The sequence below is a fragment of the Novosphingobium rosa NBRC 15208 genome, assembly GCF_001598555.1.
In the GTDB taxonomy this organism is placed as follows: Bacteria; Pseudomonadota; Alphaproteobacteria; order Sphingomonadales; family Sphingomonadaceae; genus Novosphingobium; species Novosphingobium rosa.
In genome coordinates, this window is sequence record NZ_BCZE01000125.1 from 1 (window position 1) to 13,278 (window position 13,278).

Sequence of the window (13,278 nt, forward strand, 5' to 3'; positions counted from 1 at the left end):
AGGCTCTCCCTTCCGGACATGCGCCAGGCCACCCGGCGCCTTGCCCACAATCTAGCCTTCGCCCGCCGCCTTTCAACCCGCGATTGTGCAGGGCAGCATGTCAAAAATGTAAAATGCGTCAGATGGATGGAGTTCAGCCCGGGAAGACCACCGTGCGCGTGCCATTGAGGAACACGCGATCCTCCAGATGGGCCGCCACGGCATGAGCCAGCACGCGGCGCTCAATATCGCGACCCTTGCTCACCAGATCCTCGGGCGTGTCGGCATGGCTGATGGCCACCACCTCCTGAGCGATGATCGGCCCCTCATCCAGATCGGCGGTGACGTAATGCGCCGTCGCGCCGATCATCTTCACGCCGCGATCATGCGCCTGATGATAGGGCTTGGCCCCCTTGAAGCCCGGCAGGAAGGAGTGATGGATGTTGATACAGCGGCCCGACAACCACCCCGCCATCTCGTCCGAAAGGATCTGCATATAACGCGCCAGCACCACCAGATCAGCGCCCAGATCCTCCGCCAGAGCGCGGATGCGGGCCTCCTGCTCGGGCTTGGTGCCCTTGCTGATCGGCAGGTGGTGGAAGGGCACATCGCCAATCGCGGCGGTGGTGAGATGCGCGGCCTCATGGTTGGAGACGATCCCCACCACATCCATCGCCAGCTCGCCGATGCGCCAGCGATAGAGCAGGTCGGCGAGGCAATGATCGAACTTGCTGACCAGCAGCAGCACCTTCTTGCGCTCACCGGGACCGCGCAGGCGCCAGTCCATCCCGTCCTGAGCGGCGGGCACGGCAAAGCCCGCGCGCCAGCCTTCCGGCGAATCGCCCTCGCCCAGTGAAAACTCCACACGCATGAAGAAGCGCTGATTCAGTGCATCATTGAACTGCTGCGCATCGACGATGTTGCCGCCGCGCCCCGCGATGTAACCGGCCACCCGCGCCACCAGACCGGGTTTGTCGTCGCAGGCGAGGCTCAGTGTGCAGATTTCTTTCATCATCGTCCCTGAAGTCGTCATATTCTGTCCCATGCGTCAGCTTGGGCGCGGGTGCAAGGCATGGGTGGCAATCTGCGCGTTAACCCCAAACAGCGCTTGCGGGTCGTGAAATATAATTGCATAATGACGCAATCATCAGTCGCCCATGTGAGGCGCCGGTGAGGAGCAGGATGATGGCGACAACGCCCGAAAACCCCGTCTGGACTGGCGCAAACCGCCCGCCGCTACGCTTGCATGTGCCCCAGCCGCCCGCCCGCCCCGGCGAGGCGCCGGACTTTTCCGCGCTGGAGATTCCAGCCGTGGACGCAGGCCATCGCCCCGATCCCGAAACCCCCGCCGCGCAGATGCAGGGCCATGCTTTCGGTCTGGTCCGCGTGCTCGATCTGGACGGCACCGCGAGCGGTCCATGGGATCCGCAGGTCTCGCCCGAGGTCGCGCTGGCCATGCTGCGCGCCATGGCGCTGACCCGCGCCTTCGACGACCGCATGTTCCGCGCCCAGCGTCAGGGCAAGACCAGCTTCTATATGAAATCGCTGGGAGAAGAGGCCGTCTCCATCGCCGCCGCCTTTGCGCTGGACGATGAGGACATGCTCTTCCCCTCCTATCGCCAACAGGGCCTGCTGATCGCGCGCAATCACGATCTGGTCGATATGATGAACCAGATCTACTCCAACCGCGCCGACCGCATGAAGGGCCGCCAGCTGCCGATCATGTATTCGGTGAAGGCCAAGGGTTTCTTCTCGATCTCGGGCAATCTGGCCACCCAGCTGCCGCAGGCGGTGGGCTGGGCCATGGCCAGCGCGGCGCGCGGCGACACGCGCATCGCCGCCGCATGGCTGGGCGAAGGCTCGACGGCGGAGGGCGATTTCCACTCGGCCTGCACCTTTGCCAGCGTCTATCGCGCGCCGGTGATCCTCAATGTGGTCAACAACCAGTGGGCCATTTCCAGCTTCTCCGGCATGGCGGGTGGCGACGAGACCACCTTTGCCGCGCGCGGCCTTGGATATGGCATCGCCACGCTGCGGGTCGATGGCAACGATGTGCTGGCGGTTCTGGCCGCCACGCGCTGGGCCGCCGAACGCGCGCGCGGCAACCATGGCCCGACCATGATCGAGCATGTCACCTACCGCGCCGAGGGCCACTCGACCAGCGACGACCCTTCCGCCTATCGCAGCGCCGGTGAGGCCGCCGCATGGCCTTTGGGTGATCCGCTGACCCGCCTGAAGGATCATCTGATCAAGCTGGGCCACTGGGACGAGGAACGCCACGCCGCCATGCTGACCGAGGTGATGGAGCAGGTCCGCACCGCCCAGAAGTCTTCGGAACGCCATGGCATTCTGGGCCATGGCTTCAACCAGCCACTCGACACCATGTTCGAGGGCGTTTTCGAACACATGCCATGGCATCTGGCCGAGCAGGAGGCCCAGATGCTGGCCGAATGGCGCGCCGCTGGCCTGCCGGATATCAAGCGCGAGGAGCCCGGCGCATGAGCGATGCTCGCGATATGACCATGATCCAGGCGATCAACGACGCTCTCGATGTCGCCATGCAGCGCGACGACACCGTCACCGTGATGGGCGAGGATGTCGGCTTTTTCGGCGGCGTGTTCCGCGCCACGGCGGGCCTGCAGGCCAAATACGGCACCAGCCGCGTCTTCGATACACCCATCAGCGAATGCGGCATCATCGGCGTGGCCATCGGCATGGGCGCCTATGGCCTGCGCCCGGTGCCCGAAATCCAGTTCGCCGATTACATCTACCCCGCGCTCGACCAGCTGGTCAGCGAGGCGGCGCGCCTGCGCTACCGCTCGGCGGGCGAGTTCACCGCGCCGCTCACCCTGCGCTCGCCCTTTGGCGGCGGCATCTTCGGCGGCCAGACGCACAGCCAGAGCCCTGAAGGCATCTTCACCCACTGCTCGGGCCTCAAGACGGTGATCCCCTCCACGCCCTATGACGCCAAGGGCCTGCTGATCGCCTCGATCGAGGACAATGACCCCGTCCTCTTCTTCGAGCCCAAGCGCCTCTACAATGGCCCCTTCCACGGCCATTACGACCGCCCCGCCAAGGGCTGGGCCGGCCACCCCGACGCGCAGGTGCCCGAGGGCCATTACCGCGTCGAGATCGGCAAGGCCCGCGTGGTGCGTGAAGGCTCCGATCTTACCATCCTCACCTATGGCACGATGGTGCATGTCGTGGCCTCCACGCTCGACGAGCTGGAGGATGCCCCCAAAGCCGACCTCATCGACCTGCGCAGCCTGATCCCGCTCGACATCGAGACCATCGAGGCCAGCGTGAAAAAGACCGGCCGCTGCCTGATCGTCCATGAGGCGACGCGCACCTCGGGCTTCGGCGCGGAACTCTCCGCCCTGGTGCAGGAGCGTTGCTTCCACCATCTGGAGGCGCCCGTGCAGCGCGTCACCGGCTTCGACACGCCTTACCCGCACGCGCTGGAATGGGCCTATTTCCCCGGCCCCGTGCGCCTTGCTCAGGCGTTCAAACAGATCATGAAGGACTGACACAGATGGCAACCTTCACCTTCACCCTGCCCGACATCGGCGAAGGCATCGCGCAGGCGGAAATCACCCGCTGGCATGTGGCCGAGGGCGACACCATCAGCGAAGACCAGCCGCTGGCCGATATGATGACCGACAAGGCCACGGTGGAAATCGAGAGCCCGGTCTCGGGCCGCATCGTGCAGTTGGCGGGCAAGCTGGGCGATGCCGTGCCCATCGGCGCCATGCTGGCGGTGATCGAGACCGAAGGCGAGATCGAAGGTGGGGCTGAAACCCACCACACCCCTTCCGCGCCAGCGCCCACCACCCGGGCGCCGGATGCGGTGCCCGCGCCCACAGAAGAAACGGCGGCGACGTCCCCGGAGCCCGGACACACGGCTGCTCCGGCGCCCGCACCCGTGGCGGCGACACCCGAAACGTCGCCCCACAAGGTGCTGGCATCGCCAGCCGTCCGGGCGCGGGCGAAGGCTCTGGGCGTCGATCTGGCGCAGGTGAAGGGCGATGGCCCGCATCTGCGCCATGCCGATCTGGATGCCTTTCTGCGCTATGGCAGCGCTCAGGGCTATCGCCCGCAGGCTAGCACCGCATGGGCCGATGAGAAGGTGCCGGTGATCGGCATGCGCCGCCGCATCGCCCAGAACATGGCCGAATCCAAGCGCCATATCCCCCACTTCACCTATGTGGAGGAAGTGGAGGTCACCGCGCTGGAAGAGATGCGCGGCCAGCTCAACACCGATCACGATGGAGAGGCGCGCAAACGCCTGACCCTGCTGCCGTTCCTGATCACCGCCCTGTGCCGCGCCCTGCCGCAGCACCCGATGCTCAACGCGCGCTATGACGACGAAGCGGGCGTGGTCACGCGCCATGGCCGCGTCCATCTGGGCCTTGCCACCCAGACCGCGCAAGGCCTGATGGTGCCGGTGATCCGCGACGCGCAGGACATGAACATCTGGCAGCTGGCGCAGGCCATCGCCGATCTGGCGCAGGCCGCGCGCGATGGCACCATCCGCCGCGAGGATCTCTCGGGCTCGACGATCACCATTTCCTCGCTGGGTCCGCTGGCGGGGGTGGCCTCCACCCCGGTGGTGAACCGGCCCGAGGTGGCGATTCTCGCCCCCAACCGCATTGTCGAGCGCCCGGTTTTCATCGGCGACTCCGACCGTATCCGCCGCGCCAAGATGATGAATCTGTCGATCAGCTGTGACCACCGCGTGGTGGATGGCCATGACGCCGCCAGCTTCGTTGCCCGGATGAAACGGCTGATCGAGGCGCCGGCCCATTTGCTTGCCTGAGCAAGGGCTGGAAAAGGTTCAACTTTACAACTGTTACCGTGCCACTTCGGCACAGATGCCGATTTCCGGGGTTAACGTTCTTTCAACCATCATCAAAAGCGGGGATACTCCGGGCAGCTACGGAGTCCCTTATGTCTGTTCCGCCGCCCTCCCCCCGGCTGAAGGAAAAGGCCATCACATTCGAGGCCTTGTTGCTGGTCGTGATGGTCATGCGCGTTGCCGCCCATTTCGCCCTGCCTCAGCCGCTGTCGGGTGAGGCGCTGACCAGCTTCACCGCCGCGCGTGAACTGGCCGCCGGCCATTGGCCAAGCTGGGGGCCCGACCATTGGGGATTGGGCGCGCAGGCGCTGCATGCGCTGGGCTATCCCCTGCTGCTGGCTCCGGTCATGGCGGTGGCGGGCGCGACGCCGGATGTGGCGTTTTCCGTCAATCTGGTGCTGGCGATGATCTCCGCCGTGCTGGTCTGGCAGGTGGCGCGCCAGATGGGCCTGCGTGACACCGGGCAGAAGCTGTCGATCCTGGGCTATGCGCTGTGGCTACCCGGCATCTGGAACTGCACGCTGGTGACGCGCGAGAATCTGGGCACCGCCTTGCTGCTGCTCTCCGCCTGGCTGGCGCTGCGCCTGCTGCGCGAGGGGCCGCGCATGGGCCTCGCCCTCGCGGCAGGCGCGACATGGGCCGCCGGGCTGCTGACCGAACCCTCGCTGCTCCCTGCGATCAGCGCTCCGGTGCTGGCGCTGGTGCTGGCCGGGCATGGCTGGCGCCTGCCCGCCGCCGCGCTGGCGCTGGCCGCCGGTGCCGCGCTGATGCTGGGCCCGTGGAGCCTGATCAGCGGCGCCATGGCCGAAATCCCCGGCACGGTGCTGGCCACTTTGGCCGCCGCCACCGATGCGGCCAGCACGCCTGTGAGCGCCCCCTTGAGCAATCACGCCGCCTTCGGCCTGCAGCCATGGGATGTCGCCATTGGACGCCTCGCACTGTTCTGGATGCCGCATATGCCCGATGCCGGCGCGCATGTGGTGTCGCGCGCGATCACCTTCGTGCGCATCGGCGAGGTGACGCAATATGTGCTGATCTTCACGCTGGGTCTGGCCGGGCTGCTTGCGGCCCACACCATGAAGCGCCAGCGGATGGTGCTGGGCGTGCTGATCGCCGCCTTCTGGGTGGTCAACGGATCGCTGACCATGGACAGCTCCTATCGTGACCCGCTGATGCCGCTGCTGATCGTGCTGGCCTCCGCCGTGATCGCCGAACTGGTCTACAGCCGCCCCGTCAGGCAGCGGCCCGGCGTGCAGCCCCTCACCCCCCGGTAACGAGCCCTCTTTTCCAGCCCGCGCGCCATCGCTAAAGAAGCGCCATGCGCATCCTGCCCCGGCGGCCCGGCCCCACCCACAGCCTTCCCTATCGCTTTGCCTGGTGGGTGGCGATGGCGATCATCTGGTTCGTTCTGCTCTCCTTCGGCTGGGCATTGCTCTACCGCGTGGCGCCTGCGCCCATCACCGCCACCATGGTGATGGACCCCAACGGCTTCAACAAGACATGGACGCCGCTCAGCCGCATCAATCGCTCCATGGTCGATGCCGTGATCGCGGGGGAAGACGCCCGCTTCTGCCAGCACCACGGCTTCGATGGCGACGGCATCGCCTATGCCCTGCGCCGCGACATGACCGGCGGCAAGCTGCGCGGCGGCTCCACCATCAGCCAGCAGACCGCCAAGAACGTCTTCCTGTGGCAGGGCACCGGCTGGACGCGCTATCTGCGCAAGGTGCTTGAGACCTGGTTCACCATCGTGATCGAAACCGTCTGGCCCAAGCGGCGCATCATGGAGATGTACCTCAACGTGGCGGAGACCGGGATCGGCACCTATGGCGTGGAGGCGGCATCCCAGCGCTATTTCGGCGTGAGCGCGGCAAGGCTCTCGCCCGGTCAGGCGGGCCGTATCGCCGCCGCCTTGCCCAGCCCCAAAAAACGCGCCGTGATCGACCCGAGCGGCTTTACGCGCAGCCATGGCAACGCAATCGCGACACGCAGCCGCGTGGTGCGCAGGAGCGAACTGGACGGTTGCATTTATCCCTGAGGGTTAGGAAGCCAGGGAAAATGCGAGGGTCATAGCCCTCGCGCTCCCTTTCATGTCTGCGTTGCGCTTCGGGTTCGGCCTTGGAGTAAGGTCGCGGCGCCGCAGGCTTTCAGCATGCATTATGCGGAATAGTTCACTGCCTGCGGCGCCTCAGGTCGCGCAGGTGGAGAGGGTGTGCGGGCCGGTCAGGAACCGCCACCCTATCGCCGGCAGCGTTATGAGAGCCCGGGGCCCGGAGCCTTCCTCTTGAGAAAGGCGACCAGCAAAGACTGCCCCCCTCGCATCTTCCTCTTCCCCCCTAAAACGAAAAAGGGCGCCCCTTGCGGAGCGCCCCCTTCCTTGAACCGAGTGATCTCAGAAAGATCAGAAGGCCATGTTGATCGAACCGGTGAAGGTCCGGGGCGAGCCCATGTAGACAAAGCCCAGGTTGTTGTTGGTGTAGCCCGTGCTCGAAGCGAGCGAGGCGACGTGGAAGTCGTTGAACAGGTTGCTCACGTTCAGCTGCAGGAAGGTACGGTCGTTCAGACCGGCCCAGCCCATCTTCAGCTTGGCGTTCAGGTCGATCACGGTGAACGCCTTCAGCTTCGCATTGCTGACCATCGTCGCGGCAGTGGGAGCCGTCGGGTTCAGGTACTGCGGCAGGTTCTGGTCGTTCTCCCAGCGGCTGCCGGTGTACTTGCCCTGAACGCCCAGATCCACGGGACCGAAGTGGCCATCCAGACGACCGCCGACCATCCACTGGGGGATGCCCGATTCAAACTTGCCAGCCGTCTGATAGAAGGTCGTGGCAGTGGCCTGCGAGTTGTCGCGGATCTTGGAATGCAGCCACGAACCGAACAGGTAAGCCGAGGCATGCTCGTCGATCTTGTACGAGATGCTGCCGTCGATGCCGTAGCGGTCGACGCGGCCCAGGTTGGTGTAGATGCTGGCGTTGGCATCCGGATCATAGGCGCTGGTGATGCGGTTGCTCAGGATGGTGTACCAGAAACCGGCCTGCGCCGCGATGCGGCTCGACTTGTAACGCACGCCTGCGTCGAAGTTGTTGCCCATCTCCTTGCGGGGAGCGGCAATCGACTTGCCCGCATAGAAGGTGTTGTACAGCGTATCCGTGCCCGGCACCTGCAGCGTGCGCGAGTAGTTGAAATACACCGAGGTCGACGGAGCGACACGCAGGGTGAAGCCGGCGCTGGGCAGCGGAGCGTTGAAGGTGAAGATCTTCTGCTGCGGCGCGCCATAGGTCGGGTTGGCCGCCAGAACGGCAGCCGTGGTGGCAGCCGAATTGTAGCAGGCGTAGCCCGTCGAAGCCGTCGTGGTGATGCAGTTGTTGGTCAGGTTGCGCTTGAAGAAGGGCATACGCAGACCGACAACGATGTTCAGGGCGTCGTTCAGGAACTTGCCGCTGTACTCACCCGAGACCTGATGCAGGATCGCGTAGGACAGGCGGTTGCGCTTCTCAAGCGGAATGCCGTTCACGTCGCGGATCGGATTGTCGCTGGGGAAGTAGGCGGTGCCGGTGCCATCGGGATTGTAGGTGCTCAGCTCGCCGGTCTGCTTGTGGCGACCGCGATCGTAGGTGTAGGCCAGACGCACGATCTGGTTCGGCGTGAATTCATAACGCAGCGAAGCCATCACGCCGAGGCGATAGGTCTGCGTCATGCTGGGGCCGTACAGATAGGTCGGCGTGGTGTCGATCCGGCCATTGCCGTTGAAATCATAGCCCAGATACATGTTGGAACCGTTGTAGCCGGTGCCGCCTGCAGGTGCGCTGGTTTCATAAGCGGCATAGGCCGATCCGCCACCGTTCGCCTTGCTGTATTCCAGATAGGGATCGATGTTCATGACCAGCTTGTCGCTGAGCGTGAAGCGCGAGTTGGCGCGCAGGTTGGCCGTGTCCGACGGGTTGTAGCGGCGCTCGAAGCAGGACGCGCCCGTGGTGGGTGCGTTACAGGTCGCGGCCGTGTAATAGGCTTCGTTGAAGTTGGTCGGGAAGCGGTTGGCCGGATTGCTGCTCGACGAACCCGGGACCAGGCCCTGGGTGTTCAGCGTGCGCCACGGCAGCGAGGTCGACGAGAAGTTCCGGTTCGAGTTCCAGTGACCGGCGAAGGTGATGAAGTCACCGTTCGAGCCCAGCGGCTGGTACAGCTTGAAGTTGTATTCCTTCTTGTTGATCTTGCCGACGCCGCCGTACCACACATCGTTGGTGGCGCTGCTGGCCGACAGCCAGGCGCGCAGACCGCCCGCGGTGATGTTGCCGGTGTCGATGATGCCGATCACGCGCTGGAAGTTGAAGCTGCCGACGGTGCCCTGCAGGCGGACATGGAAGTCCTCGGTGGGGTTGCGCGAGCGGTAGTTCACGGTCGAACCGGTGGCCGAAGCGGTCGGGCTGTCGACGTCGGTGGTGCCGAGGTTGACGCTGACGGTGTCGATCAGCTCGGGGTCGAGCATCTGGTTCGAATAGAGGGCATAGTTGCCGGTGTCGTTCAGCGGAATGCCGTCGAAGGTTTCCGAGATACGGCTGGAATCGAAACCGCGGATGTAGAGCGTGCCGCCCTGCGAACCGAAGGGATCCTGGTTGGCGAAGCTGACGCCCGGGATCTGGTTGATGGTTTCGTTGATCGACTGACCGGGCACCTGGGCCTGGATGAACTCGGCGTTCAGAACCTGCTTGGCCTTGGGCGTGTCAGGAATATCGACGCCGGCAACGGCCTTGTTGGCCTTGCCGCTGACCACGATGTCCTTTTCGAACTCGACCGAACCGGACGACTGAGCGAAAACGGGGGTGGCCACGGCTGCGACGGCCACGGCGATAGTGCTGGCCGCGAAGGCCATCTTGGAAATAGGACGCATGCTTGTTTGCCCCTGCATGACGAAATTATGTGTACTGAGACACGTCGAAGTCAGCGTGGTTCCGGATTCGTCGAATCCGACCCCCCGCGCTGGCTGGCGGCACTCATACCGCCGCTGGGGACGCTTCTAAACAGCACGATGTGACAAGTATTTGACACTAAAGGTGTAAAAAGGGCATAAAAATTCCCTCTTTCGGCAATTTTATGTCTTAATTATTTTGAATACCGTAAACATCTTACCCGGATGCGCCACCATGATGCCCAAACCGCCCCGACCGTCCGATCCTGATACACGCGAATCTTGCTGCAGTGCGACATTTGTGCAACGCAGCAGCCCCGAAAGGAACCCTTATGGCTCATGATCACGACCATAACACCCATGGCGACTCCGGCGGACACGGGCATGATCATCATGATGGTGACCATAATCATGGACATAACCACGGACACGGGCACGCCCATGGCCACCATCACCACGGCCATGGTCATGGTCATGGTCATGGCCACGGGCATCACCATCATGGCATTGGCCATGGCAAGGCCTTCGCCATTGCCGTGGGCCTCAACACCGTCTTCGTGGTCGTGGAGGGCATCGCGGGCTTCATCGGCCATTCGGTCGCGCTGCTGGCGGATGCCGGGCACAATCTCTCCGACGTTCTCTCGCTGCTGCTGGCCTGGGGCGCCAGCCATCTGAGCCAGAAGCCGCCTTCGGCACGCTTTACCTATGGGCTGAAAAGCTCCTCCATTCTGGCGGCGCTGGCCAATGCGGCGCTGCTGTGGGTGGCGCTGGGCGCGATCCTGATCGAAACCATCCGCGCCCTCTTCACCCCGGAGGCGGTCGAGGCGCCGCTGATGATCGGCGTGGCGGCGGCGGGCATCGCGGTGAACGGCCTCTCGGCGGTGCTGTTCGCGCGGGGCAGCAAGGAAGACATCAACCTGCGCGCCGCCTTCCAGCACCTGATGGCCGATGCGCTGGTTTCGGCAGGCGTGGTCGTGGCCGGCGTGGTGGTGGCCTACACCGGCTGGCGCTGGCTCGATCCCGTCACCAGTCTGGTGATCACCGCGATGATCGGTCTGGGCAGTTGGTCGCTGCTGCGCGAGTCCGTCCATATGGGGCTGCTCGCCGTGCCCGAGGGGATCAATGAGGAGAAGGTCCGCGCCTACCTCGCCTCGCAGAGCGGGGTGAGCGCCGTCCATGACCTGCATATCTGGCCCATGAGCACCACCGAAACAGCCCTGACCGCCCATCTGGTGATCCCCGCCGGCCACCCGGGAGACGCCTTCCTGCACGGTCTGGCCGAGGCGCTGGAGAAGAAGTTCCGCATCGGCCATTCGACCATTCAGGTGGAGTGCAATGCAGAGGTCTGCTCGCTGCATCCGGATGGGGTGGTTTGATTCAAGGGGCTTGAAAACCAAAGATACCTGCCAGCGGCGCTTAAACTCGTGCAGATGGAGAGGCCGGGCGCACCGATGCGCAGCCCATGCCCTGTCGTCGGAAGACGTCATGGGCGCGCGAGGGGATCATCCCCTCGCTTTTTCCTCTTTCTTTTTCTTAATCCCTTCCCCACCTTAAACCCATGTCCACCCTGACCACCCGCGCCCTGATCCGCATGACCCCGCAAGACCCGCAGGAAAACCCCCGCCACTTCCTGCAAGGCCTGATCACCAGCGACGTGCTGACCACGCCCCTGCCCGTCTGGGCCGGCCTGCTGACCCCGCAAGGCAAGGCCCTGTTCGACTTCTTCGTCTGGGACGATGGCGAGGATCTGCTGATCGACTGTGAAGCCGATCAGGCCGAAGCCCTGGCCAAGCGCCTCAGCCTCTACCGCCTGCGCCGCAAGATCGCGATCGCGCCCGACAGTGCCCTGGCGGTCCACTGGAGCGCTCAGGAACCGGGCCACCCCGCCGCACAGGATCCGCGCCTGCATGCGCTGGGCTGGCGCTGGCTGGCCCCTGCCGACGATATCCCGGTGGATGCCGACTATCTCGCGCACCGCCTGCTGCTCGGCGTCACCGAAACCCACGCCGAGCTGGGCGATCTGCTGTGGCTGGAAACCAATGCGGCGGAGCTGAACGGCGTCAGCTTCACCAAGGGCTGCTATGTCGGGCAGGAGAACACCGCGCGGATGAACTGGCGGCAGAAGGTCAACCGCCGGCTGGTGGTGGTGCCGCTGGAGGATTCGCGTGAGGAACGCCGCCGCACCGCTTATCCGCAGCTGGCGCTGGCGGTGGACCATCGCCGGGTGGAGGACATTCAGCCGATTGCTGTGCCAAGCTGGCTCGCGCCGGCCCTGCAGAGCGAAGACGTCGAGGTCAGCCCAGCGCCGGGGTCATGACCAGACCGGCGCGGGCACGCTCGGCCACCAGCATGCGCGTGGCCACATCGCGCCCGCAGTCGCGCGGCAGTTCCAGCGCGCGGGTCATGGAGCAGCCCAGCAGGCCATCGCCCACCGCCAGCATCATCAGCGAATGCGAAACATGGCGCATGGTATCGGTGCCCAGATCGTGGAGCTCCTCCAGCAGGGTCTCGATGGCTTCGATGATGGGATCGAGCGCTTGCGCGTCGCCGGTCAGCCGCAGCCAGACCGCCAGCGAGGCCGCGCCCTGATGCTCGAAAGCATCGAAAATAATGTCCACCAGCTCGCGCGGTGACAGGGCGCCAAGGCGACTGGCCAGCACCGCCTGAGCAATGGTCTCGCACAGAGCGTCGGCCATATGCTGGGCCAGAGCACGCCAAAAATCGCTGACGCTGCCGAAATGGTGAAGCAGATTGGCATGGGTGCGCCCGACGCGCTCGGCCACCGCCTTGAGCGTGACGGCTTGCGGGCCGTGCTCGATCAGCAGCAGGCGCGCCGCTTCGAGGGCAGCTGCCCGACTCTCATGAGGCGAAAGACGCTTTTTCATCGACATCGCTTCGGCTACCCATCCATAGACCATGACCACCGCGACCAACCGATTTTTTGCCCGGGTAAAGACGGGATTAACCGCTGACAAGGGGGGTTTTGCGTCGCAAAACGTAATAAATGTACGCAATCATCGATTCTTGCGTAATTCTGAAATTAAAAGATGGTGGCTAGGTAACAATCCTGTCGCCACGGCTTGGCATAATGCGCTCTCCGCCACCTTCCCGCGCGGCGAAGCCTTCTTTATCGACTCGCTGAAGCTGTTTCGCGAGGGTGCGAGTCCCGAGCTGGCGCGGGAGATTCGTAATTTTATTGCTCAGGAAGCCCATCACAGCCGCGAGCATCAGCACTTCAACCGCCATGTCGAAGCCTCCGGATTCGATCTTTCCGCCATCGACGAGCGGCTGGCCCTGTTCATCGCCAAAACGCGGGTGAAGTCGGATCTGGTCAATCTGATCGTCACCGCCGTGCTGGAGCATCTCACCACGATCATCGCGCGCGAGGTGCTCGGCGATACGCTGGTCTACCGCGAGGCCGATCCACAGGTGCTGGCCCTATGGCGCTGGCATGCGGTGGAGGAAATCGAACACAAGGCGGTGGCCTATGACACCTTCCTGCACGCCACAAGCCGATGGAGCGCATGGCGCCGCTGGCGGG

The 13,278-nt window shown here is 64.4% G+C and carries 12 protein-coding genes; 8 read left to right on the forward strand and 4 right to left on the reverse strand.

All coding sequences use genetic code 11. The features are described from left to right. Nucleotides 1-133 precede the first annotated feature (133 nt). Nucleotides 134-991 (reverse strand): formyltetrahydrofolate deformylase, encoded by an 858-nt coding sequence (gene purU / locus SR3_RS28925; RefSeq protein WP_068094463.1) that lies wholly within the window; start codon nucleotides 989-991, stop codon nucleotides 134-136. Between the two features lie 173 nt (nucleotides 992-1,164). Between purU and SR3_RS28930 the strand changes: the two genes are divergently transcribed. From SR3_RS28930 to mtgA, 5 genes are all read left to right on the forward strand, one after another. Further along, nucleotides 1,165-2,481, forward strand: coding sequence for a thiamine pyrophosphate-dependent enzyme (locus SR3_RS28930; protein WP_068094465.1), 1,317 nt, complete (start codon nucleotides 1,165-1,167; stop codon nucleotides 2,479-2,481). Between the two features lie 14 nt (nucleotides 2,482-2,495). Beyond that, entirely contained in the window at nucleotides 2,496-3,506 is a 1,011-nt protein-coding gene (locus tag SR3_RS28935; protein WP_068094468.1) for an alpha-ketoacid dehydrogenase subunit beta, read from the forward strand. Between the two features lie 5 nt (nucleotides 3,507-3,511). Further along, nucleotides 3,512-4,795, forward strand: a complete 1,284-nt coding sequence (locus tag SR3_RS28940) for a dihydrolipoamide acetyltransferase family protein (protein ID WP_068094454.1) — start codon at nucleotides 3,512-3,514, stop codon at nucleotides 4,793-4,795. A gap of 131 nt (nucleotides 4,796-4,926) precedes the next feature. Next, nucleotides 4,927-6,108 carry a hypothetical protein gene (locus tag SR3_RS28945; protein WP_068094458.1) on the forward strand — a complete coding sequence of 394 codons (1,182 nt, stop codon included), beginning with the start codon at nucleotides 4,927-4,929 and terminating at the stop codon, nucleotides 6,106-6,108. Between the two features lie 44 nt (nucleotides 6,109-6,152). Then, complete coding sequence (gene mtgA / locus SR3_RS28950) at nucleotides 6,153-6,872, forward strand: monofunctional biosynthetic peptidoglycan transglycosylase (protein WP_084456037.1); 720 nt, start codon at nucleotides 6,153-6,155, stop codon at nucleotides 6,870-6,872. Nucleotides 6,873-7,235: 363 nt separating this feature from the next. Here the strand turns inward: mtgA and SR3_RS28955 are convergent, their stop codons facing one another. Further along, nucleotides 7,236-9,719: a TonB-dependent receptor gene (locus tag SR3_RS28955; protein ID WP_068094475.1), complete on the reverse strand. Its 2,484-nt coding sequence runs from the start codon at nucleotides 9,717-9,719 to the stop codon at nucleotides 7,236-7,238. Nucleotides 9,720-9,931: 212 nt separating this feature from the next. Beyond that, entirely contained in the window at nucleotides 9,932-10,330 is a 399-nt protein-coding gene (locus tag SR3_RS32565) for a hypothetical protein (RefSeq protein WP_245654149.1), read from the reverse strand. Between SR3_RS32565 and SR3_RS28960 the strand changes: the two genes are divergently transcribed. Continuing rightward, the gene (locus SR3_RS28960) at nucleotides 10,274-11,113 is read left to right on the forward strand and encodes a cation diffusion facilitator family transporter (protein WP_245654150.1); all 840 of its coding nucleotides are present in this window, start codon (nucleotides 10,274-10,276) and stop codon (nucleotides 11,111-11,113) included. The genes SR3_RS32565 and SR3_RS28960 overlap by 57 nt on opposite strands. A gap of 182 nt (nucleotides 11,114-11,295) precedes the next feature. Continuing rightward, nucleotides 11,296-12,054, forward strand: a complete 759-nt coding sequence (gene ygfZ, locus SR3_RS28965) for a CAF17-like 4Fe-4S cluster assembly/insertion protein YgfZ (protein WP_068094461.1) — start codon at nucleotides 11,296-11,298, stop codon at nucleotides 12,052-12,054. On the opposite strand, the gene SR3_RS28970 is transcribed toward ygfZ, so the two are convergent. Continuing rightward, a complete protein-coding gene (locus tag SR3_RS28970; RefSeq protein ID WP_307564824.1) occupies nucleotides 12,032-12,622 on the reverse strand; it encodes a TetR/AcrR family transcriptional regulator in 591 nt (196 codons plus the stop codon). The genes ygfZ and SR3_RS28970 overlap by 23 nt on opposite strands. A 31-nt stretch (nucleotides 12,623-12,653) precedes the next feature. Here SR3_RS28970 and SR3_RS28975 point away from each other — a divergent pair. After that, nucleotides 12,654-13,278 (forward strand): metal-dependent hydrolase (locus SR3_RS28975; RefSeq protein WP_157099193.1); only part of this gene is annotated, 625 nt, incomplete at its 3' end.